24 protein-coding genes and 1 pseudogene are annotated in these 23,559 nt (G+C 59.4%); 15 read left to right on the top strand and 10 right to left on the bottom strand.

What is annotated here, in order from left to right; genetic code table 11:
* Positions 1 to 82: 82 nt before the first annotated feature.
* A complete protein-coding gene (locus tag J2Y39_RS12585; protein WP_217853017.1) occupies positions 83 to 655 on the top strand; it encodes a hypothetical protein in 573 nt (190 codons plus the stop codon).
* On the opposite strand, the gene J2Y39_RS12580 is transcribed toward J2Y39_RS12585, so the two are convergent.
* Together J2Y39_RS12580 and J2Y39_RS12575 are read right to left on the bottom strand one after the other, a co-directional pair.
* Positions 652 to 1,833 (bottom strand): aminotransferase class V-fold PLP-dependent enzyme, encoded by a 1,182-nt coding sequence (locus tag J2Y39_RS12580; RefSeq protein ID WP_310217930.1) that lies wholly within the window; start codon positions 1,831 to 1,833, stop codon positions 652 to 654. The two genes, J2Y39_RS12585 and J2Y39_RS12580, sit on opposite strands and share 4 nt — an antisense overlap.
* Before the next feature lie 30 nt (positions 1,834 to 1,863).
* Entirely contained in the window at positions 1,864 to 2,100 is a 237-nt protein-coding gene (locus tag J2Y39_RS12575) for a DUF3820 family protein (RefSeq protein ID WP_003227425.1), read from the bottom strand.
* 206 nt (positions 2,101 to 2,306) lie between these two features.
* On the opposite strand from J2Y39_RS12575, the gene J2Y39_RS12570 reads away from it, so the two are divergent.
* The gene (locus J2Y39_RS12570) at positions 2,307 to 2,774 is read left to right on the top strand and encodes a PA2169 family four-helix-bundle protein (RefSeq protein WP_252868142.1); all 468 of its coding nucleotides are present in this window, start codon (positions 2,307 to 2,309) and stop codon (positions 2,772 to 2,774) included.
* A 267-nt stretch (positions 2,775 to 3,041) separates the two neighbouring features.
* Here the strand turns inward: J2Y39_RS12570 and J2Y39_RS12565 are convergent, their stop codons facing one another.
* On the bottom strand, positions 3,042 to 3,512 hold the full coding sequence (locus J2Y39_RS12565; RefSeq protein WP_003227420.1) for a MaoC family dehydratase: 471 nt from the start codon (positions 3,510 to 3,512) through the stop codon (positions 3,042 to 3,044).
* Between the two features lie 43 nt (positions 3,513 to 3,555).
* The gene (locus J2Y39_RS12560) at positions 3,556 to 4,500 is read right to left on the bottom strand and encodes an alpha/beta hydrolase (protein ID WP_310217926.1); all 945 of its coding nucleotides are present in this window, start codon (positions 4,498 to 4,500) and stop codon (positions 3,556 to 3,558) included.
* Between the two features lie 225 nt (positions 4,501 to 4,725).
* Between J2Y39_RS12560 and fadD2 the strand changes: the two genes are divergently transcribed.
* A complete protein-coding gene (gene fadD2, locus J2Y39_RS12555; protein WP_039758096.1) occupies positions 4,726 to 6,414 on the top strand; it encodes a long-chain-fatty-acid--CoA ligase FadD2 in 1,689 nt (562 codons plus the stop codon).
* A gap of 347 nt (positions 6,415 to 6,761) precedes the next feature.
* Entirely contained in the window at positions 6,762 to 8,459 is a 1,698-nt protein-coding gene (gene fadD1 / locus J2Y39_RS12550; RefSeq protein WP_024014053.1) for a long-chain-fatty-acid--CoA ligase FadD1, read from the top strand.
* A 252-nt stretch (positions 8,460 to 8,711) separates the two neighbouring features.
* Here the strand turns inward: fadD1 and J2Y39_RS12545 are convergent, their stop codons facing one another.
* Positions 8,712 to 9,089, bottom strand: coding sequence for a hypothetical protein (locus tag J2Y39_RS12545; RefSeq protein WP_016775519.1), 378 nt, complete (start codon positions 9,087 to 9,089; stop codon positions 8,712 to 8,714).
* A gap of 194 nt (positions 9,090 to 9,283) precedes the next feature.
* Between J2Y39_RS12545 and J2Y39_RS12540 the strand changes: the two genes are divergently transcribed.
* The 3 genes from J2Y39_RS12540 (at position 9,284) to def (ending at position 11,131) form a co-directional block, all read left to right on the top strand.
* On the top strand, positions 9,284 to 9,475 hold the full coding sequence (locus J2Y39_RS12540) for a CsbD family protein (protein ID WP_041479186.1): 192 nt from the start codon (positions 9,284 to 9,286) through the stop codon (positions 9,473 to 9,475).
* Positions 9,476 to 9,638: 163 nt separating this feature from the next.
* Positions 9,639 to 10,595, top strand: a complete 957-nt coding sequence (locus J2Y39_RS12535) for a YihY/virulence factor BrkB family protein (protein ID WP_150637508.1) — start codon at positions 9,639 to 9,641, stop codon at positions 10,593 to 10,595.
* The gene (gene def, locus J2Y39_RS12530; protein ID WP_310217915.1) at positions 10,592 to 11,131 is read left to right on the top strand and encodes a peptide deformylase; all 540 of its coding nucleotides are present in this window, start codon (positions 10,592 to 10,594) and stop codon (positions 11,129 to 11,131) included. The genes J2Y39_RS12535 and def overlap by 4 nt, the downstream gene beginning before the upstream one ends.
* A 115-nt stretch (positions 11,132 to 11,246) precedes the next feature.
* Here the strand turns inward: def and J2Y39_RS12525 are convergent, their stop codons facing one another.
* Positions 11,247 to 11,669, bottom strand: coding sequence for a GNAT family N-acetyltransferase (locus tag J2Y39_RS12525; protein WP_310217912.1), 423 nt, complete (start codon positions 11,667 to 11,669; stop codon positions 11,247 to 11,249).
* A gap of 720 nt (positions 11,670 to 12,389) precedes the next feature.
* On the opposite strand from J2Y39_RS12525, the pseudogene J2Y39_RS26515 reads away from it, so the two are divergent.
* Both J2Y39_RS26515 and J2Y39_RS26510 read left to right on the top strand, forming a co-directional pair.
* Positions 12,390 to 13,163: pseudogene (locus tag J2Y39_RS26515) on the top strand (PAS domain-containing protein); the annotation flags it as partial.
* A gap of 6 nt (positions 13,164 to 13,169) precedes the next feature.
* A complete protein-coding gene (locus J2Y39_RS26510; RefSeq protein ID WP_223259141.1) occupies positions 13,170 to 13,709 on the top strand; it encodes a methyl-accepting chemotaxis protein in 540 nt (179 codons plus the stop codon).
* 135 nt (positions 13,710 to 13,844) lie between these two features.
* On the opposite strand, the gene J2Y39_RS12515 is transcribed toward J2Y39_RS26510, so the two are convergent.
* Positions 13,845 to 15,269 (bottom strand): MFS transporter, encoded by a 1,425-nt coding sequence (locus J2Y39_RS12515; protein ID WP_310217908.1) that lies wholly within the window; start codon positions 15,267 to 15,269, stop codon positions 13,845 to 13,847.
* 125 nt (positions 15,270 to 15,394) lie between these two features.
* A complete protein-coding gene (locus tag J2Y39_RS12510; RefSeq protein WP_252878756.1) occupies positions 15,395 to 15,835 on the bottom strand; it encodes a PACE efflux transporter in 441 nt (146 codons plus the stop codon).
* 122 nt (positions 15,836 to 15,957) lie between these two features.
* Here J2Y39_RS12510 and J2Y39_RS12505 point away from each other — a divergent pair, with 122 nt between their 5' ends.
* Positions 15,958 to 16,830 carry a LysR family transcriptional regulator gene (locus J2Y39_RS12505; protein ID WP_150637513.1) on the top strand — a complete coding sequence of 291 codons (873 nt, stop codon included), beginning with the start codon at positions 15,958 to 15,960 and terminating at the stop codon, positions 16,828 to 16,830.
* A gap of 139 nt (positions 16,831 to 16,969) precedes the next feature.
* Here the strand turns inward: J2Y39_RS12505 and J2Y39_RS12500 are convergent, their stop codons facing one another.
* The gene (locus tag J2Y39_RS12500; RefSeq protein WP_252876771.1) at positions 16,970 to 18,001 is read right to left on the bottom strand and encodes a LacI family DNA-binding transcriptional regulator; all 1,032 of its coding nucleotides are present in this window, start codon (positions 17,999 to 18,001) and stop codon (positions 16,970 to 16,972) included.
* 216 nt (positions 18,002 to 18,217) lie between these two features.
* On the opposite strand from J2Y39_RS12500, the gene J2Y39_RS12495 reads away from it, so the two are divergent.
* Together J2Y39_RS12495 and J2Y39_RS12490 are read left to right on the top strand one after the other, a co-directional pair.
* The gene (locus J2Y39_RS12495) at positions 18,218 to 18,751 is read left to right on the top strand and encodes a gluconokinase (protein ID WP_071173330.1); all 534 of its coding nucleotides are present in this window, start codon (positions 18,218 to 18,220) and stop codon (positions 18,749 to 18,751) included.
* 82 nt (positions 18,752 to 18,833) lie between these two features.
* A complete protein-coding gene (locus tag J2Y39_RS12490) occupies positions 18,834 to 20,186 on the top strand; it encodes a GntP family permease (RefSeq protein WP_016773551.1) in 1,353 nt (450 codons plus the stop codon).
* Positions 20,187 to 20,365: 179 nt separating this feature from the next.
* Here the strand turns inward: J2Y39_RS12490 and alaC are convergent, their stop codons facing one another.
* Positions 20,366 to 21,583, bottom strand: a complete 1,218-nt coding sequence (alaC, locus tag J2Y39_RS12485) for an alanine transaminase (RefSeq protein WP_056787993.1) — start codon at positions 21,581 to 21,583, stop codon at positions 20,366 to 20,368.
* 138 nt (positions 21,584 to 21,721) lie between these two features.
* Between alaC and J2Y39_RS12480 the strand changes: the two genes are divergently transcribed.
* The 3 genes from J2Y39_RS12480 (at position 21,722) to J2Y39_RS12470 (ending at position 23,516) form a co-directional block, all read left to right on the top strand.
* Positions 21,722 to 22,384 (top strand): LysE family translocator, encoded by a 663-nt coding sequence (locus tag J2Y39_RS12480; RefSeq protein WP_041479200.1) that lies wholly within the window; start codon positions 21,722 to 21,724, stop codon positions 22,382 to 22,384.
* Between the two features lie 69 nt (positions 22,385 to 22,453).
* On the top strand, positions 22,454 to 22,939 hold the full coding sequence (locus J2Y39_RS12475; protein ID WP_310217898.1) for a GyrI-like domain-containing protein: 486 nt from the start codon (positions 22,454 to 22,456) through the stop codon (positions 22,937 to 22,939).
* A gap of 88 nt (positions 22,940 to 23,027) precedes the next feature.
* The gene (locus tag J2Y39_RS12470; RefSeq protein WP_310217895.1) at positions 23,028 to 23,516 is read left to right on the top strand and encodes a GNAT family N-acetyltransferase; all 489 of its coding nucleotides are present in this window, start codon (positions 23,028 to 23,030) and stop codon (positions 23,514 to 23,516) included.
* The last annotated feature ends 43 nt before the right edge of the window (positions 23,517 to 23,559 follow it).

The raw sequence follows: 23,559 nt of genomic DNA, 5'->3' as shown, positions 1-23,559 counted from the left end.
ACATGCGGCGATACATAGTTACTGCACGCTGAATTTTTCACGGGGTTAATCTGCGTCCATCTTATGGAAGAGAGAACGCCTCATGGACGACCGTCAGTCTCTGACCCTTACGCCACAATCCCGTTATCAACCGAAGCAACTTCCCCTCGGCCGCCCCGCAGCTGAATCTCAAGTGCGCAATATCAGCCAAGGTGTCCAAGGCTTGCCGCTGGTCCTGCGTCTGTCGCTGGTCGATGCGATGACCAGCGAGCCGGTCATCGGCGCGCTGGTGCGCATTCAACAGCGTGTCGATGGCGACACCAGCCTGGGCGGCAGTCAATCGACCGACAGCCATGGCATCGTCCGTTTCACCAGTGTCTATCCGGACCGACTGGCGCACGGCGCTGCTTGCCTGAAGCTGAACGTATTCATTCCCGGCGACGAAGCAGGAGCGCAAGCTCACCACGAGGCCTGGGCCGGCACCTTGCACGTCCCAGGCCGCTGCGGCTGTGAAGGTGCCGCCGAGGACGCCTTGCGGTTGGTGTTGCAGCCGATCGCCGGCGCGGATCTTGAAGACGGTGCTTTCGCCTGCCAGACCCTCGGCATCGACACCTTTGCCGTGTCGTCGCAGCTTGGCCTGGAAGGCTACGAAAAAAACTCCGGAGCGCCGTTCTAGCGCAGTTGGTCCAGCGCCCGAACCAGCTGCTCCATCTCGCCAGCCGTGGTGGTCAGCCCCGGGGTGATGCGAATGCACGGCCCGCACACGGCGCCGGTGCGCACCACGGTGAACAGGTTGAATTCGCTGAGCAGACGCTCGGCCATGGCCTGCTGATCGGCATGCCGGGTGAAGCGCAGCGCGGTGATCCCGCAATACAGTTGCGGGTCGTCCGGCGTCAGCACCTCGATGCCCGGCAGGTGCCGGACCCGGCTGACCCACAGGTTGCGCAGGTAACTCAGGCGTGGGCTTTTGGCGGCGGCGCCGCCGAGCGCGTCGTGCTCTTCGAACACCAGCGGCAAGGTCATCAGCGCCGGGATGTTCGGCGTGCTGTACGAGGTCCGCGCGCGAATATCGCTGACCGGGTAATGCATCTCGCCCATGTCCGGATCGATATCAGCCAGACGCTGCGGGGCGATATAGATGAAGCCAAGGGTCAGCGGCGCGCCGATCCATTTGTGCAGGTTGTAACCGGCGAAAGCGATGCCCAACGCTTGCAGGTCGAATTCAATCTGGCCGAGGGCGTGGGCACCGTCGAGGATGATGTCGACGCCATGCTCTTTGGCCAGCGCGGCGATGGCTTGCACGGGCATAACCAGACCGGTGCGATGGGTGACGTGGGTCAGGGCCATCAGTTTGAGTTTTGGATGGCGGACGAACGCCTCGCGGTAGGTTTCGAGCAGGCTGTCGAAACTGGCGGGATGGTGGTGGGCAATCTCGATGACCTCAACGCCACGCAGCTTCGCCAGCCAGCGCATGGCGCCCTTGACCGTGTCGTACTCGAGGTCGCAGATCAGTACCTGATCACCTGGTTGCAGACGATTGTAATTGCGGATCAGCGATTGCAGGCCTTCGGTGGCATTGCGCGTCAGCGCCACGCTTTGCGCGCGCACGCCAATCAGTTCGGCCAGTTGCGCGCGGATCTCAAGGTTGTCGTGCTGTTCAAAGCGCTGGCGTGCATAAATCGAGTTGCTGGCGTTGATCAGCTCGATGTTGCGCTGGTACTCCTCGATCACTGTGCGCGACATGCGCCCGAAGTAACCGTTTTCCAGATTGACCGGGCCGGGCTGCACATCGTATCGGTCGGCAAAGGTTTGCCAGAAGGCTTCGTCACGGGCGCGGCGGGTGTTGTCAGGCATGGTCGGCAAGGCTCAAGAGGGAAGGGCGCGTCAGTGGCGCGGGGCGGGTTTGCCGTGTTTGGCGCGCAGCGGCTCGAGCAGGTCGGACAGGCCGTTATGGTCAATCTCCTGCATCAGCGCCAGCAGGCCACCGAGTTCACCGTGGGGAAAGCCTTCACGGGCGAACCAGTTCAGATAGGGGCCGGGCAGGTCGGCAATGATTCGGCCTTTGTACTTGCCGAAGGGCATTTCGCGGGTAATCAGCAGTTCGAGTTTTTCCGGATTCATCAGCACGCTTCATCGATTCACATCACAGCCTGGAAAATACAGGCATTCTGCATGCAGGCCAAATGACAGATCATGCAAAAAACCAGCATACAGATGGTTCAATCTTTCGTAATTTGTTGAAAATAAAGGATTTTTATCCGATCAAAAAGCTGGCACGCACACTGCAATATCCCTTGCATCTTCAACCCATCGCAAGGAATTGAAAAATGACCGACATGAAAAAAGAAGCCATTTCTGTACTCAATGACCTGATTGAAACCTGCAAGGACGGTCAGGAAGGGTTCAAGACTTGCGCTGAAGACATCAAGCACCCAGAACTGAAAACCCTGTTCGTGACTCGCTCCGCTGATTGCGCCACCGCAGCAGCCGAGCTGCAGGCTCAGGTACGTTCGCTGGGCGGCGATCCGGAAACCTCGACCAGCGTCAGCGGTGATCTGCACCGTCGCTGGGTCGATGTCAAGGCCATGTTCACCGGTAAAGACGAAGAGGCTGTGCTGAACGAAGCAGAGCGCGGTGAAGACCACGCACTGAAGGCCTACAAAGAAGCCCTCGAGAAAATCACCAAGCACAACCTGGTGGGTATTCGTGATCTGGTTGAACGCCAATATCACGGCGTACAACGCAACCACGACCAGGTGAAAGCCCTGCGCAACCAGGCTCGTGCGAGCTCGTAAGAGTTAGTCGGCTGAAAAAAAACGCCAGCTTGTCTGGCGTTTTTTTGTGCCTGGCGAAAAGCCCCTCACCCTAGCCCTCCCGAAACGTCGGACCGCCCGGAGGGAGAGGGGACTGACCGAGGTGTTCTTGAAAGTTACAGCGATGTGAAATATCCAGTCGAACTCAGGATTTGGAAAGCCAGGAAATCGGCTCCCTTTCCCCCTCGCCCCCTTGGGGGAGAGGGCTGGGGTGAGGGGGCAGCAATCTACCTGACACCCTACAATCCATCAGCCGATACTGATCGCCGGCAATGTCGGCAACGTCACCGTCTGCTGTTTGCGCGGCGCGAGAATCTCCGCTTCACCATCCACCACCAACTCATCACGTTGATTGAATACGCGAGTGGCAATGCGCACGCGGAATTTCGGCAGTTTCTCCAGAATCTCCAGGCGCACTGTCAGCGTGTCGCCGATCTTCACCGGCTTCTGAAAGCTCATCTGCTGACCGATATAAATGGTGCCCGGCCCAGGCAATTCACAGGCCACCGCTGCACTGATCAGCGCACCGCTGAACATGCCGTGGGCGATGCGCTCCTTGAACATGCTGGCGGCGGCAAACTCGGCGTCCAGGTGCACCGGGTTGTGGTCGCCTGACATCGCGGCGAACAGCTGAATGTCGCGCTCTTCGACAGTCTTGCTGTAGCTGGCGGTCTGGCCGACTTCGAGGGCTTCGTAAGGGATGTTGGTAACCTGGGTCATCGGTTTCGATTCCTGTGACGGATTTCAGTCAATCCACAAAAAATTATTCGCTGCGCTGCGGGCGCCGGTGGCTCAGGGCCTGGTCGATCCAGGCGAGCACATCGGCGGTCACTTCGTCGCGATTACTTTCATTGAACAATTCGTGCCGGGCCTGCGGGTAGATCTTCAGTTGCAGATGCTGGCTGCCGGCCCTGCGCAAGGCATTGGCCAGATCTGTCAGACGCTTGCCCTCGCTCACCGGATCACATTCGCCGCCAATCACCAGCAGCGGCAGGCCCGGGTCGATCTGCGCGAGATTGGACGCTTTGCTGATTTGCTGCAAGCCGCCGAGCAGGTCGATCCACAGCTGATTGGTGCAGCGAAAGCCGCATAACGGGTCGGCGGCGTACTTGTCGACTTCGGCCGGATCACGGCTCAGCCAGTCGAAACGGGTGCGCACCGGTTTGAATTTATTGTTGAACGAGCCGAACGACAGCCACTCGATCAACGCGCTGCGGCCCTTGCCGCCCTGGCGCAGTTTTTCCAGCCGGGCAATCTGTCGAGCCATGCGATAGAGGGTCACTGGCTGATAATTCGAGCCGCTGAGAATCGCCCCGTGCAGACTGGCACTGTGGTGCAGCAGATACGCCTGCGCCAGATAGCTGCCCATGCTGTGGCCGAGGAGGATGATCGGCACGCCGGGATGTTGCTGGCCGATGTGCTGGTTGAGGCTGGCCAGATCGCCAACCACCTTGCACCAGCCATCGTCATCGGCGAAATGGCCAAGGGTGCCGTTGTCAGCGGTGCGACCATGGCCGCGCAGATCCGGGGCGTACACGCCATAGTCTTTGTCGCAAAACGTGTCGGCGAGCCGCGCGTAGCGAGCGCTGTGTTCGGCCATGCCATGGGCCAGCAGAATCACCGCTTTCAATGGCGTGGCCGGTAGCCAGCGGTTGACGTACAGGCGGCTGCGGTCACTCGCGTCCAGCCAGAAGGTGTCGTGGGTCATGGCGATTCCTTTGCTCAGCATCGCCACAGTGTATAGCGCGTCTGATCAGCTCACGCCACGGCTGGAAGATTCACGGGATCAATGAGGGCCTGCGTCATATTTGCCTCAATGGCCATAGCTGCTAGTGTCCGTGAAGCTCCGCTTTGTGCTTTTCGCCTTCCATGGACGAAGCAGAAACGACAGAAAGCGGCTCCCGGATCGGCTCAGGTAAAGAGGACAAGAACAATGCAACCTGATTTCTGGAATGACAAACGCCCGGCCGGCGTACCGCTGGACATCGACATGGGCGAGTTCAAGTCGGTCATCGAAGTGTTTGAGCGTTCCTGCAAGAAGTTCGCTGACCGCCCGGCGTTCAGCAGCATGGGCATCACCCTGACCTACGCCGAACTCGAACGCCAGAGTGCGGCGTTCGCCGGTTACCTGCAGGCCCATACCGATCTGGTGCCGGGGGATCGCATTGCGGTGCAGATGCCCAACGTCCTGCATTATCCGATTGCCGTGTTCGGCGCGCTGCGCGCCGGGCTGATCGTGGTCAACACCAACCCGCTCTATACGCCGCGCGAGATGCGCCACCAGTTCAAGGATTCCGGCGCACGCGCGCTGGTCTACCTGAATCTGTTCGGGCAGAAAGTCCAGGAAGTGCTGCCCGACACCGACATCCAATATTTGATCGAAGCGAAGATGGGCGACCTGATGCCCACCGCCAAAGGCTGGCTGGTCAACACCGTGGTCAGCAAAGTGAAGAAACTGGTTCCCGAGTATTCGCTGCCGCAAGCGACCTCGTTCAAAAGCGCGCTGCGCATGGGGCGTGGTCTGGGCATCAAGCCGCTGAACGTCGGCCTCGATGACATCGCCGTGCTGCAATACACCGGCGGCACCACCGGCCTGGCCAAGGGCGCGATGCTCACCCACGGCAATCTGGTGGCGAACATGCAGCAGGTGCGCGCCTGTCTGGCTCAGCTCGGCCCGGACGGTCAACCGCTGTTGCGCGAAGGCCAGGAGGTGATGATTGCGCCGCTGCCGCTGTACCACATCTATGCCTTCACTGCGAATTGCATGTGCATGATGGTGTCCGGCAACCACAACGTGTTGATCTCCAATCCGCGCGACATCGCCGGCTTCATCAAGGAACTGAAGAACTGGCGTTTCTCGGCGCTGCTGGGTTTGAACACCTTGTTCGTTGCGCTGATGGATCATCCCGATTTCAAGACCCTGGACTTCTCCAGCCTGAAGCTGACCAACTCCGGCGGCACCGCGCTGGTCAAGGCCACCGCCGAGCGCTGGGAGCAGATGACCGGTTGCCGTATCACCGAAGGCTACGGCCTGACCGAAACCTCGCCGGTGGCCTGCACTAACCCTTACGGCGACCAATCGCGCTTGGGCACGGTGGGCCTGCCGGTGCCGGGTACGCTGGTGAAAATCATCAATGATGACGGCGTCGAGCAGCCGCTGGGCGAGCGCGGTGAGCTGTGCATCAAAGGCCCGCAGATCATGAAGGGCTACTGGAACAAACCCGAAGCCACCGCCGAAGTGCTGGACGCCGAGGGCTGGTTCAAGTCCGGCGATATCGCCGTGATCGACCCGGACGGTTTTGTGCGCATCGTCGATCGCAAGAAGGACATGATCATCGTCTCCGGCTTCAACGTTTATCCCAACGAAATCGAAGACGTGGTCATGGCCCACCCGAAAGTCGCTAACTGCGCGGTCATCGGCGTGCCGGACGAACGTTCGGGGGAGGCGGTGAAGCTGTTTGTGGTGGCGCGGGAAACCGGGGTCAGCCTGGAAGAGCTGAAGGCGTACTGCAAAGAGAATTTCACCGCCTACAAGGTGCCGAAACACATCGTGTTGCGTGAGTCGTTGCCGATGACGCCTGTAGGGAAAATTCTGCGGCGCGAGTTGCGGGATATCGCATAAAGGTTACGAGCGAAAAGATCGCAGCCTTCGGCAGCTCCTACAGGAAACGCATTCCTAATGCAGGAGCTGCCGAAGGCTGCGATCTTTGCTTTTACACCCCATGACTACGGGGCTTTCACGGCTTGATAGGATTTTTGCTCTAAAATGACCGCTGGCAAGTCTTGAGTCATCAATATGACTGTAGGGGCCTCTTTTGGCTCTGGTCGACCCTTGGCAAAGCTGCTACTCTCGGCGCGCTTTGTGACTTCTCGGCCTGTAAACCGCCGGATTCACCAATACAAAACACACACCAATAATAATCGCATCAAATGCGGTGAAGAATTCGCGTTGCTGAGGAGTGGGCTTCCATGATCGAAGACTTTTGGAAGGATAAGTACCCGGCTGGAATCGCAGCCGAGATCAATCCAGACGAGTATCCGAACATTCAGGCAGTGTTGAAGCAATCCTGCCAACGCTTCGCCAACAAACCGGCTTTCAGCAACCTCGGCAAGACAATCACCTACGGTGAGCTGTACGAGCTGTCCGGTGCCTTTGCCGCGTATCTGCAACAGCATACCGACTTGCAGCCCGGCGATCGAATCGCCGTGCAACTGCCCAACGTCCTGCAATACCCTGTCGCGGTCTTCGGTGCCATTCGCGCCGGGCTGATCGTGGTCAACACCAACCCGCTGTACACCGCGCGGGAAATGGAACACCAATTCAATGACTCAGGCGCCAAAGCGCTGGTGTGCCTGGCGAACATGGCGCATCTGGCCGAAGCCGTGGTGCCGAAAACCGGCGTCAAGCACGTCATCGTCACCGAAGTCGCCGACTTGCTGCCGCCGATCAAGCGCCTGCTGATCAACAGCGTCATCAAGTACGTGAAGAAAATGGTCCCGGCCTATCACTTGCCCAAAGCCATCAAGTTCAACGACGTCCTGAGCAAGGGCCACGGCCAGCCAGTGGCCGAAGCGAACCCGGACAGCGGCGATGTCGCGGTGCTGCAATACACCGGCGGCACCACCGGCGTGGCCAAGGGCGCGATGCTCACGCACCGCAACCTGGTCGCCAACATGCTGCAATGCAAGGCGCTGATGGGCTCCAACCTCAACGAAGGCTGCGAGATCCTGATCACGCCGCTGCCGCTGTATCACATCTATGCGTTCACCTTTCATTGCATGGCGATGATGCTGATCGGCAACCACAACATCCTGATCAGCAACCCACGCGACCTGCCGGCGATGGTCAAGGAACTGTCGAAGTGGAAGTTCAGCGGTTTCGTCGGTCTGAACACGCTGTTCGTGGCGCTGTGCAACAACGAAGGTTTCCGCAAGCTGGATTTCTCCGCGCTGAAAGTTACCCTGTCCGGCGGCATGGCCCTGCAACTGGCGGCGGCCGAGCGCTGGAAAGCCGTGACCGGTTGCGCCATCTGCGAAGGCTACGGCATGACCGAAACCAGCCCGGTGGCCACGGTCAACCCGATTCAGCACATCCAGATCGGCACCATCGGCATTCCGGTGCCGTCGACCCTGTGCAAAGTCATCGACGATGCCGGTGTCGAGCAGCCGCTGGGCGAAATCGGCGAGCTGTGCGTCAAAGGCCCGCAAGTGATGAAGGGCTACTGGCAGCGTCAGGAAGCCACCGATGAAATGCTCGACAGCGACGGTTGGCTGAAAACCGGTGACATCGCGCTGATCCAGCCGGACGGCTACATGCGCATCGTCGATCGCAAGAAAGACATGATTCTGGTGTCTGGCTTCAACGTCTATCCGAACGAACTGGAAGACGTGCTGGCGACTTTGCCGGGCGTGTTGCAGTGCGCGGCGATCGGTGTGCCGGACGAGAAATCGGGTGAGGCGATCAAGATTTTCATCGTCGCCAAACCGGGCGTGACCCTGACCAAAGAGCAGGTCATGGACCACATGCGCGCCAACGTTACAGGCTACAAAGTGCCGCGCTCGGTGGAATTCCGCGATGCGCTGCCGACCACCAACGTCGGCAAGATCCTGCGCCGCGAGTTGCGGGATGAAGAGCTGAAGAAGATCAAGGCCAAGTCTGCCGCGTAAATAAAAAGCCCCGCAGATGCGGGGCTTTTTGTTGGGAAAGATTGGTGATTTGCAGCGTCTGGTAAATCCTACCCCCTCACCCCAACCCTCTCCCCCAAGGGGGCGAGGGGGAAGGGAGCCGATCTTCAAACTTTTCAGAACCTGAGTTCGGCTCGATATTTCAGGTCGGCGTATTCCGTAAGAACAACCCGGTCGGTCCCCTCTCCCTCTGGGAGAGGGCTAGGGTGAGGGGAAGGGCTGACGCCACAAATCCTACTGACGAAACGGCGCAAAATTCACGTTGGTCCCCGCCGGTCGCATGTCCTGCAGATAAGAATCCTTGTCCGCACTCAATTCCAGGCTCAGCGCCGCCTTGCGCTTGCCTTCGTTGCGAATCACCAGCCCTTCGAGCTTTTCGCGCAGGAATACCGTTGGCACTTTCAGGTGCAGCAACTCATCGGTGGCCGGGGTGTGCAGCAGCAAGTGAATCCACTCGTACTGACCGATGGCCAAGCGCGACACCGGCAGGTCGAACCACCAGATATTGCGGTTACGGTTCAGTTCGGCGAAGTGACAGTTGTTGGTGCCGAGCACGGCGCCGCCCAGTTCCTGGTTGCGACGGGCGATGGCCTGGGTTTTATTGAGCTTCATGACATTCCTGCGAATCGGTGTGCCGGGCGCGACGCCCGTAGGCTGAGCATTCTCGGGGCAACGCCGGCAAACATAAAGCGCAACCTGCGCGCCACGACGAAATGCCGGCAAAATAAATGAAACTCGGCGCAAAGCGCACCGGTCAATCGTTACGTAATGACTTTTCTTCCCTATATGCATCACGGAGAAACACCATGAGTAGCACAGGCGATAAAGTAAAAGGCATGGCCAACGAAGCCGTCGGTAACGTCAAGCAAGGCGTCGGCAAGGTCACTGACAACGACAAGCTGCGCGCCGAAGGCAAGGTTCAAGAGAAAAAAGGCGAAGCCCAGCAAGCGGTTGGCAACGCCAAGGACGCTGTGAAAAAAGGCGTCGACAAGGCGTAAGCGAGCCTTGAACGAATCACACGAGCGGCCATCCAAGGATGGCCGTTTTTGTATCAGAACCCTGCGGTCATCCGCCGAAGGATCGCTAAGTAGGCTACCTTGAGGTAAAAAACGGCCCCTGAGTCGCCACGACTTCAACCTTTTGCGGCGCAAGGAGACGCGAATGATATTTCCGGACATGAAAGGTCTGCCCCTGCACCGGGTGATGGTGCGCACGGTCACTGAGTTCGTCGATGACGAAATGTCGACCTACGCCTCGGCGCTGGCCTACCAGATGCTGTTCTCGCTCTTCCCGTTCATTCTTTTCCTGATTGCCCTGATCGGTTTCCTGCATCTGCCGGACTTCTTTTCCTGGCTGCGTCTGCAATCTGAACTGGTGCTGCCACCGCAGGCACTGGAGCAGGTCAACCCGGTGATCGACCAGTTGCAGCAATCCAAGGGTGGCCTGCTGTCCATCGGTATCGTGATCGCGCTGTACACCGCGTCCGCCGGCGTGCGCCTGATGATGAGCGCAATGAATGCCGCCTACGACGTGGTCGAAGGCCGGCCGATCTGGAAGCGCTTCCCGTTGTCGATCGTCTACACCGTCGGCATCGCCGGCATGCTGCTGATCGCTGCTGCGCTGATGGTGCTCGGGCCGCAGGTGATGGGCTGGATTGCCGCACAAGTGGGACTGGAATACTTCATCGTCACGGTGTGGACGATCGCCCGCTGGCCGGTGATCGTGATTCTGATGATGGTCGCGGTGGCGCTGATCTATTACGTGATGCCCGACGTCAAACAGGAATTCCGTTTTATCACCCCAGGTTCGGTGCTGGCTGTGGTGGTGTGGATCCTCGCCTCGCTGGGTTTTGCCTTCTACGTGAAAACCTTCGCCAACTACAACGCGATGTATGGCAGCATCGGGGCGATCATCGTGCTCTTGCTGTATTTCTACATTTCCTCCGCAGTCCTGTTGCTCGGCGCGGAGATGAATGCAGTGATCGAGCACATGTCCGCCGAAGGCAAGGAAAAGGGCGAAAAAGCCCCTGGCGAGCCTGACGAATCCCCCAAACAACACGTCTCGGGCCTGGGCCGCGATCATTCGCTCAAGCCGGACACTGATGAAGCCCGAACATGATTCGTGAAATTCTGAAAATGGGTGACGAGCGCCTGCTGCGCATCGCCGCGCCGGTACCACCGGAAATGTTCAACAGCGCCGAGCTCTGGCAACTGATCGATGACATGTTCCAGACCATGGAAAGCGTCGGCGGCGTTGGCCTCGCGGCGCCGCAGATCGGAGTCGACCTGCAACTGGTGATCTTCGGCTTCGAACACAGCGAGCGTTACCCGGACGCCGAAGCAGTGCCGCAGACGATCCTGATCAATCCGCTGATCACACCGTTGAATCCGTTGATGGAAGAGGGCTTTGAGGGTTGTCTGTCGGTGCTGGGCCTGCGCGGCGCGGTGGAGCGCTATCAGCAGATTCGCTACGAAGGCTTTGATCCGAAGGGCGAGCCGATCGTGCGAGTGGCCTCGGGGTTTCATGCACGGGTGGTGCAGCATGAATGCGATCACCTGATCGGCCGGCTGTATCCGTCGCGGATTACCGATTTCAGCAAGTTCGGCTTTACCGAAGTGCTGTTTCCGGATCTTGATCCGAACGCTGACGACTGATTGTCAGAACACCATCAACCCCTGTGGGAGCGAGCCTGCTCGCGAACGCGGAGTATCAGAACCAAATTCGGCGCTGACACACCGCATTCGCGAGCAGGCTCGCTCCCACAGGGTTTCAGCGTAAATCTGCGGGATTGAGCCCCATCGCAATCATCGGCTTGCTCCGCGCGTACCGGCTCAACCGCTCGGCCATCGCCTGCGGCAGTGGCGGATCGAAGCTGAACCCACGCCGCTCATAAAACCCGCGCAAATCCGGATGGCAAAACAGCCACACCGGCTCGTCCACCTGGGCAACCGCCGCTGCGATCAACTGCGCAGCGACACCTTGTTCCCGATACTGCGGATCAACAAACAACCCCGTCAGCCAGTGTCCGCCCGAGACTGGCCGCAGACACAGCGCCGCAACGATCTCGCCGCGCCTTGCCACCCACAGCTGCGCCTCGCGCACGGCTTTCATAGACGACTGGTGGCTGCGGTAGAACTTGTTCATCAGCGGCCACAACGATTCGTCGAGCTGGCTGTAGTGGATGTCGGACATGATTCGGGCTGTCGCTGCGAAAAGCGCCGATTATAAAAGAACGCGCGCTTCGGGATAGGTGTATACCTGAACTCACACCCCTGTGAGTGGAGTACCGATCATGTCCAAAGGTATGGATTCAAAGAAAGCCGCGAAGAAAAAGCCGGCCAAGACCGCGATTGAAAAACGCGCGGAGAAGAAAGCCAAGAAGGTCGATATTTTCGGCCATTGATCAAACCATGCGGAAGCCCGGTTCACGGGCTCCCGCCTCGCTGGCGAAAACGTCCGTTTTCACCGCACTGTTTCCCTGCGCTGAACCGTTTCTTGTGCAAAAAGTGCCAGATACTGGCCGACTAGTGGCCTTGCGCCCGGCGTCCCGGTGGCTATGCTTGCAGGTAACTAACCATGTCGACCGTCATGCCACCAGGCCGACGGCACAGGTTGGTCCGTGATTCATGCTGCCAGAGTGCGCAATTCAAGGCACCAACACTGAACCAACAAGGAGCGTCACTTAAATGGAAGTTCTTCTACGCGTTAGGGCTGGCCCGCATGCGGGCTATCAAGAAAAGGATGTCTTGATCAGAGCGTCGCTGCACGGCGCATCCGATTGATCATCATTTATCACCTGACAACTTCCTCCCGTGGGGGAAGACGTGTGCCTGTTCTGTGGAACGTAGTGATGGATCTTGCAAGACCTGAACTTTCATCAAATCAAAAGAACGCGCGGAAGGTGATACAACCATGTTCAACCTACATCACAAGGCTGACCTGCGGGAAATCGAGCGCTTCAGCTGTGCGCTGACCGAGGCCAACGCGAAAATCGAAGCGATCAGCCGCTCGATGGCGATGATCGAGTTCACTCCGGACGGCATCGTTCTCGACGCCAACGAGAACTTCTGCAAGACCATGGGCTACAGCGCCGATGAAGTGCGCGGCAAACACCATCGGATCTTTTGCGAAGAAAGCTTTTATCGCAGCGAGGACTACGCGAAGTTGTGGCGCGACCTGGCCCGTGGTGAACCGCTCAGCGGTACTTTCCTGCGTCTGAACAAGAGTGGCCGGGAAATCTGGCTTGAAGCCAGTTACATGCCGGTATTCGGTCCCGACAAACAGGTCAGAAGTGTCATCAAGGTTGCGGCGGACATCACCGCACGCATCAACAAAGAACATGAAGAAGAAGCCATGCTCGCGGCGATCGGCCGTTCCATGGCGGTGATCGAGTTCACCCCCGAAGGCAATGTCATCCGCGCCAACGACAACTTTTTGCAGACCATGCAGTACGCGCACCCAGAAATTGTCGGCCAGCACCACAGCCTGTTCTGTCACCGCGCCGAAGCCGAATCCGCGCAATACAAAGCGTTCTGGGCTTCGCTCAATCGCGGCGAATATCACTCGCACCGTTTCGAGCGCAAGAACAAGTCCGGGCAGATGGTTTATCTGGAGGCTTCGTATAACCCGCTGTTCGACGCCAAGGGCCGCTTGTACAAAGTGGTCAAGTTCGCCAGCGACATCACTCGGCAAATGACCACTCTGCAGAACGCTGCGGAATCGGCCCACAGTACCTCGGTGCAAAACGACGCCTGCGCGCAGAAAGGCTCACAGGTGGTGCAGCAGACCGTGCAGATCATTCAGGACATTTCCCGCGATCTGAACGAAGCGGCGGTGAGCATTGATGCGGTCAGCAAACAGTCGGACATCATCGGCACCATCGTTCAGACCATTCGCGGCATTGCCGATCAGACCAACCTGCTGGCGCTCAACGCCGCGATCGAAGCGGCGCGCGCCGGTGAACATGGACGCGGTTTCGCGGTTGTCGCCGATGAGGTGCGCAGCCTCGCCGCGCGGACCAGTCAGGCCACTCTGGAAATTGTCGACGTGGTGCGCAAGAACCACGACCTGTCGCTGAGCGCAGTGTCGAGCATGCAGTCGAGTCTGAGCCGCACCGGGTTGGGCGTGGAACTGGCGAACGAGGCGGGCGAGGTGATCCTCGAGATTCAGCAAGGCTCGCGGCATGTGGTGGATGCGATCAGTCAGTTCAATGAAACCCTGCAATTGAACTGAGCTGTTTCAACGTCACCAATAACCAATGTGGGAGCGAGCCTGCTCGCGAAAACGTTATGTCAGCCAGCACATGCCTTTCTGACACGACGCCTTCGCGAGCAGACTCGCTCCCACGGGTGAGTCCTGTGGTGGCCGTCAGCGATGCGCAATGTTCTCCAGCGCCAGATTACGCGTACGCGGGCCGAACCAGCCGATGGTCAGCATCACGATCAGCATGCTGCTGACGATGAACGCCAGTACCCCCGGCGTGCCGAAATTATCCAGGAACATGCCGATCAGCAGACTGCTGAACACCGTCGACAAGCGACTGAACGAATAGCAGAACCCGACCGCGCGGGCGCGGATGTTGGTCGGGAACAGCTCGCTTTGATAGGAGTGATAACTGAAGCTCAGCCAGGCGTTGCAGAAGGTGATCATTACGCCGCAGAAAATCAGCCCGAAGGCGCTGGTCTGCAGGGCGAACAGGGTGCCGAAGGTCATCGCGCCGAGCGCCGAGCCGACGATTTGCCATTTGTTCTCGAAACGGTTGGCGAACTTCACAAACAGCAACGGCCCGAGCGGGTAGGCGAGGGTGATGATGAAGGCGTACATCAAACTGTGGGTGATGCTCACGCCTTGGCCCGAAAGCAGCGCCGGCAACCAGTTGCCGAAACCGAAGAAACCGATCGCCTGAAAGATATGAAAAACGATCAGCATCAACGCGCGGCGGCGATAGGGCGGCTGCCAGATATCGGCGAAACGGCCCTTGCCTTCGACATCGACCGGCACCGGTTCCGGCGCATCCAGCGCTTTGCCGTAATCCTTGGCGCAGCGCGCTTCGAGGTTATCGAGGATGCGGTTGGCCTCGTCAAAACGGCCATGCTGCGCCAGCCAGCGCGGCGATTCCGGCAGACGCTTGCGCAGCCACCAGATAAACAGCGCAAACACCGCGCTGGCCAGCACCACCCAACGCCAGCCGGACACCCCGAACGGCGCTTGCGGCACCAGCCACCACGACATCAAGGCCACCGCCGGCACCGAGAGGAACTGCACGAAAAACGCAAAGGCGAACGCCGAGCTGCGCATGCGTTTAGGGACCAGTTCCGAGAGGTAGGCATCGATCGTCACCAATTCGATACCCAAGCCGATGCCGACCAGAAAACGCATGCCGATGATGCCCAGCGCCGAGGTCTGAATCCCCATCAGCACTGTCGCCACCGTGTACCAGATCAGCGCGAAGGTGAAAATCGCCCGGCGACCGAACCGATCCGCCAGCGGACTGAGCAGGCTGGCGCCGAGGAACAGGCCGAGGAACGTCGCCGAGGCAAACGCCGCCTGATCGGAGAAACCGAACACGCCTTGCTTACCCGTGGCGAACAGGCCGTCGCGAATCAGCCCGGGGCTGATGTAGGCGGTCTGGAACAGATCGTAGAGTTCGAAAAATCCACCGATCGACAGCAGCGCCACCAGGCGCCAGATGGTGGCGACGGCGGGCAGACGGTCGATGCGGGCGGAAATCTCGGCGGCGCGTACCGGGTCGATGCCGTCACTGTGCGCGGCGGCGGAAGCGTGAGCAGTCATAAGCTGATCCATTTTTTATTGATGGAAAAGCTTAGCCTGCTATCGGAATTGATGGATTGTGAATATCAGCGGTTTACCCGGTCAAACCGCTGATTTCTCGCAATATCTGCTTACGAATTAGCGATTTATGCCGCAGCGGCAGAATCCGGCAGCGCCGACGCCGGCAAACCGAAGATCCGGTCAAACAGCCAGTTGAACACGAACGTGTAGCACGGGATGAAAATGATCAGTGCCAGATCCAGCAGGAACGCTTGCACCAGACTGATGTTCATCCACCACGCGATCAACGGGATCAGAAACACGATCAGCGTCAGTTGAAAGCCGACCGCGTGGGCGATGCGCCGTTTGACCGTGCGGGTGCGCGAGACCTGGCGACTTTCCCAGCGCTCGAACAACGAGGTGTAAATGAAATTCCAGGTCACGGCGATGCTGGTGATGATCACCGCCAGCGGCCCGGTGCTGCCCGGAGATGTGCCCGAGAGCAACGCCAGACCGAGGGCCGAGAAGGTCATCCCAATCACTTCGTAGAGCGACACGTAGACCAGTTTGCGTTTCACGCCTTGCATGCAGATTTGCCTCTTTCTTGCCAAATGTTGGCCAGCAGGGCTGGCGAAGGCGAGCAAAGATAGCTTCAATGCACCTGACAGAAAAAGTCGGTAGCTTTCAGCTTTATTGATAGGTGAGGCATTTGAATTTCAGCAGCGACAGCATCGAATTGTTTCTCGCGGTGATCGAGCGCGGCTCGTTTTCCGCTGCCGCGCGGCAGTTGGGCAAGGTGCCCTCCGCGGTGAGCATGGGCATTGCCAATCTTGAAGCGGAACTCGGTTACCCGCTGTTCGACCGCAGCCACCGCGAGCCGCAACCGACGGCGATGGCGCAGTCGTTGGTGCCCCACGCGCGACTGATCGCCGAGCAGCTCAAGCAGCTGCAGGTGCACGCGGTGGAGCTGTCGCTGGGGCTGGAAAGCAGGTTGTCGATTGGCGTGGTTGCGGACATGGATCGGCGCCGCTTGCTGGCAGCGATCAAGGTGATTGCCGAGCGGCATCCGTTGCTCGATATCGAAGTGCTGACTGCGCCACAGGATGATGTGCTGGCGATGTTGCACACTGGCCGGGTCAGCGTGTGTCTGGCGTTTGCCGGGTTAAGCGTCAATGCGCTGGAGCGGTTTCAGTTCGTCGGCAGCGAACGCATGATCGCCACGCTGGCGGCGGACAGCCCGTTGTTGCAAGGGCGGGATGTGTTTCTCGAAGATCTGGTGCAGGTGCGGCAGATCATCGTCGCCAGCCGCGACTTGCCGATCAGCGAGACGCGGCCATTGGTGGCTGAATCCTACTGGCGTACGGACAATCTCGAGACGGCGATGGAAATGGTTGAAGCGGGATTGGGCTGGGGGAATTTTCCGCTGTCGGTGGTGCAGCCGTGGCTGGACGCGGGACGCTTGAAGCGGCTGAATTTTCGCAACATCGAAAATGGCCTGGTGCTGCCGGTGCATGCGGTGTGGCTCAAGAGCCAGCCCTTGCAGAAGGGCGCCCAGGCGTTGGTCGACCTGCTCAGCCATTGAGTTTGGTAGAGATCCCCTGTGGGAGCGGGCCTGCTCGCGAAGGCGTCGTGTCAGCTGTATCAATGCTGACTGACCCACCGCTTTCGCGAGCAGGCTCGCTCCCACAAGGGTTGTGTTTCAATTCAGCATTTGTGAAGGGTCAGGTACTCTCGCGCACCTTCAGCTCAAACCCCATATCCTCCACCGGCCGCGCCACTTTGTTGCCCGCCATTAACGTGAGCATCTGCTCCGCCGCGCGCCGGCCGATCGCCTCGCGCGGGGTGTTGATGCTGCTCAGGCGCGGCACCATGTGTTCGGACATCGGCAAATCATTGAAACCGAGGATCGCCACCTGCTCGGGAATCTTGATGCCGTTACGCAACGCTTCCAGCATCGCACCCTGGGCCAGGTCATCGTTGCCGAAGAAAATCGCATCAACATCCGGATGCGCCGCCAGCAATTGCAGGAACAGCTCGCCGCCCAAGCCCACCGACGAAGCACGTGGCGTCAGCACTTCCAGATCCGGGTCGTAACGGCCTGCCTTCTGCAATGCTTTGCGGAAACCCTCACCGCGCAGCAGGGTGCGCTGGTCCAGCTGCGCGCCGATGTACGCCAGACGCTTGCGTCCGCGAGACAGAAGGTGTTCGGCGGCAGTTTCCCCGGCGCTCAACTGCGAGAAACCCACGCAATTGACTCCGGCAGCACTGTCCAGCTCCATCATGTACACGCAGGGAATGTTGCTGGCCTCGATCATCCGCCGCGAACTTTCCGTGCGATCAAAACCGGTCAGCAGAAACCCGCGCGGCTGATAAGCCATGTAATTGCGCAGCAGGTTTTCTTCTTCATCGCGCGAATAGTGGAAGTTGCCGATCAGCACTTCGAAGCCTTTGGGCGTCAGCACCCGATGAATGGCTTCCAGCGTGTCGATGAACAGCAGGTTGGACAGTGACGGCACCAGCACCACCACCGAATGGCTCTGCGCCGAGGCCAGTGCGCGGGCGGCGGGGTTGACTACATAGTTGAGTTCAAGCGCAGCTTTCTGCACTTTTTCCACCAGTTCGGTGGCCACCGTGCTCACCCCGCGCAAGGCGCGCGAGGCAGTGATCGGGCTGACGCCGGCCAGGCGGGCTACTTCGTTGAGGGTCGGACGGCCGGTGGTGCGGGTATTTTTATCGTTCTTGGGGGAGGTCATCGGGCGGCTTGCCAAACAAAAATCAAGGCACTAAGGTAGCGCTGTCCTGATGCAGCTGCAAATGCGTGAGCGCGGTCCTGCCTGATCTGTGCTCTTTGGCGTCGGGAACAAACCTGCTGCAACCCAAAAAAACGACAAGAAGGCGTCGGCAACTTCTGCCTGTGCACTAGAGTCATAGCTAGCAAAGGTAGCGCTGTCTGCGCGCTGAGGTGTTATATGAGTCATCCCATCACCGCCCTGGTCATCATGGGCGTTGCCGGTTGCGGCAAGACGTGCGTCAGCCAGGCCCTGTGCCAATTGAGCGGCGCCACTGCCATTGAAGGCGATACTTTCCATCCGGCCGCGAACATCGAAAAGATGAGCGCGGGGATCCCCCTGAACGACGAAGACCGCGCCGGCTGGCTCGACAGCCTGTGCGATGAACTGCGTCGCGTCGATGCCCAAGGCCAGCGCCCGGTGTTGACCTGCTCGGCCCTTAAACACAGTTATCGCGAACGTCTGCGCAGTGCCTTGCCGGGCCTGGGCTTCGTGTTTCTTGAATTGACTCCTGAAGTCGCCGCCGAGCGTGTATCGCACCGCCCGGGCCACTTCATGCCGGCGACGTTGATCGAAAGCCAGTTCGCCACCCTCGAATCGCCCAAGGGCGAGCCGCTGACTCTGCCGCTCAATGCCTCGATTCACAGCGTCGAAGAGCTGGCCCTGCAGGCTCACGTCTGGTGGCAGGCCAACGGCCTGAAACAGGCGATATGAGCATGTTGAAAAAGACAGCGCTGTCCTCCCGACTTCTGTTCAACCCGCTTTAATAACAACAACAATCCAGGAGACACCCCCCATGTTTGGCATGTCCCACGAGACGTTCCTGCTGCTCGATGCGGTGGTCACGGTAATCGGCCTGATTATCCTGATCACCAAATTCAAGATTCACCCTTTTATCGCCCTGACCATCGCCGCCGCCTTCCTCGGCCTGACTTCCGGCATGCCGATCAATACCATCATCAAGGCGTTCCAGGACGGCTTCGGTGGCGTGCTCGGTTTTGTCGGCATCATCCTCGCCCTCGGCACCATGCTCGGCAAAATGATGGCCGAATCCGGCGGCGCCGATCAGATCGCCCAGACCCTGATCCGCGCCTTCGGCAAGGACAAGGTGCAGTGGGCGATGATGTTCGCCGCGTTTCTGGTGGGCATTCCGCTGTTCTTCGAAATCGGCTTCGTGCTGCTGATTCCGCTGGTGTTCATCGTCGCCCGTCGCACTGGCGTATCGATCATCAAGATCGGTATCCCGCTGCTCGCCGGCCTCTCTGCGGTGCACGGTCTGGTACCGCCGCACCCAGGCCCGCTGCTGGCCATCGGCGTGTTCGGCGCTGACATCGGCAAGACCATTCTTTACGGTCTGATCGTCGCGCTGCCGACCGCCATCATTGCCGGTCCGATCTTCGGTACCTTCATCGCCAAGCACATTCCTGGCCACCCGAATCAGGAGCTGGTCGATCAACTGGCCCGCGAAAACGATTCGGCCAACCTGCCGAGCTTCAGCATCACTCTGGTCACCGTGTTGCTGCCGGTGTTCCTGATGCTGCTGAAAACCTTCGCTGACGTAGCGCTGCCGGACGGCAACTTCTTCCGTATCTGGATGGACATGATCGGCCACCCGATCTCCGCACTGCTGCTGGCGTTGCTGCTGTCGCTGTACACCTTTGGCTACAAGCAGGGCATCGGTTCCAACCAGATGCTCAAGTGGCTCGACGCGAGCCTGGCGCCAACCGCCGCGATCATTCTGATCATTGGTGCGGGCGGTGGCTTCAAGCAGATGCTGGTGACCAGTGGCGTGGGTGATGTGATCGGCCACATGGCGGTCAGCGCACAGATCTCGCCGATCCTGCTGGCCTGGCTGGTGGCGGCGGTGATCCGTATCGCAACCGGTTCGGCGACCGTGGCGACCATCACTGGCGCCGGCATTGTGGTGCCGGTTGTCGGCATGATTCCGGGCGTCAACCGTGAGCTGCTGGTGCTGGCCACCGGCGCCGGTTCGCTGATCCTGTCCCACGTCAACGACGCTGGTTTCTGGCTGGTCAAGCAGTACTTCAACATGACCGTGGCCGAAACCTTCAAGACCTGGACCGCGATGGAGACCATTCTGTCGGTAGTGGGCCTGGGCTTTATCCTGCTGTTGTCGCTGTTCGTTTAAGCGGCAGTTTGCAGGCACAAAAAAACCGCAGTGATGCGGTTTTTTTGTGGGTGGATTTCGTGGTTCACCCAAAACCAATGTGGGAGCGAGCCTGCTCGCGAAGGGGCCAGGTCAGCCAGCCAATATGCTGACTGACCCACCGCTTTCGCGAGCAGGCTCGCTCCCACAGGGGGCAGGTGTCAGGCAGGAGATTTCGGATTGAAGCCATCCGCGCGGAACATCCCGCGAATCCCGCGCACGGCCTGACGAATGCGGTCCTGATTTTCGATCAGGGCGAAGCGCACGTGATCATCGCCGTACTCGCCAAAACCCACGCCCGGCGAAACGCAGACCTTGGCCTCGGCCAGCAGTTTCTTGGCGAACTCCAGCGAACCCAGATGCGCATACGCCTCGGGAATCTTCGCCCAGACATACATCGACGCTTTCGGATTCTCGACCATCCAGCCCAGCTCATGCAGGCCTTTGACCAGCACGTTGCGCCGCTGACGATACTGCTCGGCGATGTCGCGCACGCACTGTTGATCGCCTTCCAGCGCGGCAATCGCCGCCACTTGCAGCGGGGTGAAGGTGCCGTAGTCGTGGTAGCTCTTGATCCGCGCCAGGGCGCTGACCAGTTCCGGGTTGCCGACCATGAAACCAATGCGCCAGCCGGCCATGTTGTAGCTCTTGGACAGGGTGAAAAACTCCACCGCAATGTCCTTGGCCCCTGGCACCTGCATGATCGACGGGGCTTTCCAGCCGTCGTAGACGATGTCGGCGTAAGCCAGATCGTGGATGACCAAAACGTCGTACTGCTTGGCGAGCGCGATCACCCGTTCGAAGAAATCCAGCTCCACGCACTGCGCGGTCGGATTGGACGGGAAACCGAGGATCATCATTTTCGGCTTGGGGATCGAGCCGCGAATGGCCCGCTCCAGCTCATCGAAGAAGTCCACCCCCGGCACCAGCGGCACCGAACGCACCTGAGCGCCGGCAATCACTGCGCCGTAAATGTGGATCGGATAGCTCGGGTTCGGCACCAGCACGGTGTCGCCCTGGTCCAGGGTCGCCAGCATCAAATGCGCCAGGCCTTCCTTGGAACCGATGGTGACAATGGCTTCGCTTTCCGGGTCGATATCGACTTCGTAGCGCTGCTTGTACCAGTTGGAAATCGCCCGGCGCAGGCGCGGAATGCCCTTGGACGTCGAGTAACCGTGGGTGTCTTCACGCTGGGCGACCTGCACGAGTTTTTCGACAATGTGCGGCGGCGTGGCGCCGTCGGGATTACCCATGCTCAGGTCGATGATGTCTTCACCACGGCGGCGAGCGGCCATCTTCAGCTCGGCGGTGATGTTGAAAACGTAAGGGGGGAGTCGATCTATGCGCGCAAAGCGGCGCGGCGAACCTTGTTCGGCCATTGTTGCCTCGGATAACGTAAGCGCCCGGAACCGTCCGAGCGACGCTGGTCACTGCGGTGACCTGTGGCGGAAGATAAGTGCAGTGATGGCATACTGTCCAGCGCGGTTGTAAACATTTTTTTCAAGGAAAATCGGTCAATGGAATTCACCAGCGGCTTCTTGCTGAGCCTTTCGCTGTGCCTGGATATCGGCGTAGCCAACATCGCGATGATCACCCTGGCCATGCAGCGCGGCTACTTTCAGGGCTTCGCTCTGGGCCTGGGCACCTGCGTCGGCGACCTGATTTACGCGGTGCTGGCACTGGCCGGCATGACCGTTTTGCTGCAATACGAAACCGTGCGCTGGGTCCTGTGGATTGGCGGTTCGGCGCTGCTGATCTACTTTGCGGCGAAGATGATTTATTCGGCGATCCACCACGAAGCGCTGCTGGCGGAAACCGCGGAAGTGGGGCAGAACTCCCATCGCAAGGAATTCTTTCGCGGCATCTTTCTCGCGATGTCGTCGCCGAGTGCGATTCTCTGGTTTGCTGCGGTCGGCGGCACGTTGATTGCGCGATCCGGTGGCGGTGGTCCGTTGAGTTCGGCGCTGTTTTTGGGCGGCTTTCTCTGCGCCGGGCTGCTGTGGTCGGCCGGTCTGTGCTTCGCGGCAAGCCACGGCGGCAAGCTGCTGGGCGACAAGCTGCTGCGTTACTCCTACTTGGCATCGGCGGCGATCTTCTGCTATTTCGCGGTCTACGTGATCGTTTCCGGGTACAACGAGTTTGTTGGCTCGGGCGCCGTCGAGCAGTTGCATGCGCTGTAAACGTGCGAAACGGATCGGGCTTTCTATACTCCCAGCCGAACCCACTTTTGCGTTCTGAGGAGTCGCGTCATGGATGAACAACCACGCGTCGAATTGGCTGGGCCGCGCTTCGAACACGGGCAATTTCTGTTGATTGCCGGTTTCGGTGGGCGATTCACTCAGCAAACCACCGAAAACATTCCCGCGTTGTGGGAAAAACTGATCCCGCACTTGGGAAAAATCCCGGCGCAAGTCAATGAAGTGACCTACGGCGTTTGCTGCAACGCGGACGGCGAGGGCGGTTTCGAATACATCGCCGGGGTGCAGATCGACAAGCTCGACGACCTGCCGGAAAAGTACCGCTGGGTTGAAATCCAGCCGCAGAAATATGCGGTGTTCGAGCACAAGGGGTCACTGGCGCAACTCCCTGACACCTTTCAGTACATCTGGAACACCTGGCTGCCGCAGTCCGCTTACGAAGCGGCGGATGCCCCGGAATTCGAGCGCTATAGCGAGGATTTCGATCCGAAGCTCAATACCGGCACCCTGGAAATCTGGCTGCCGATCAAGGCTTGAGCGGTGTAACAATCGAGGCGGAGCATGTCCGCCCCGGTGGTTCTGCTTTATGCTGGCGGGCCTTGTTTCCACAGATTTTTGAGCTGCCATGAACACCGTGATCCGCAACGTCAGCGCCGCCGACCTCGACCGCTGCTACGCCATCGAAACCGACGCCTATGAAGGCGACGAAGCTGCTACCCGCGAAAAGATCGCCACGCGCATCGCCACCTGGCCGGACGGCTTCATCGTCGCCGAGGTGGACGGTGTGGTCGCCGGTTTCATCAATTCCGGCGCGGCGTTCGACGTGCAGATGTCCGACGAGGCCTTCAAGGAGCTGATCGGCCACGACCCGAAAGGGCCGAACGTGGTGATCATGTCGGTGGTGGTGCACCCGGATTACCAAGGGCAGGGCCTGGCCAAGCGCCTGCTCGGCAAATTCATCGAGCGCATGCGTGGGATGGACAAAGCGACAATTCATCTGATGTGCAAAGAGCAACACATTGCGTTGTACGCCGGGTTTGGCTTTGCTTACATCAAACCGTCGGAGTCCGACCACGGCGGCATGGCGTGGCACGAGATGATCCTGACCCTCTGAAGCCAACACCTATCGAAACTGCCTGATCGTTCCCACGCTCCGC

It is taken from the genome of Pseudomonas sp. 2957 (assembly GCF_031456345.1).
Classification (GTDB): domain Bacteria; phylum Pseudomonadota; class Gammaproteobacteria; order Pseudomonadales; family Pseudomonadaceae; genus Aquipseudomonas; species Aquipseudomonas siliginis.
The sequence above is the reverse complement of the archived record's forward strand: the minus strand, read 5'-3'. Positions and strand labels throughout refer to the sequence as shown.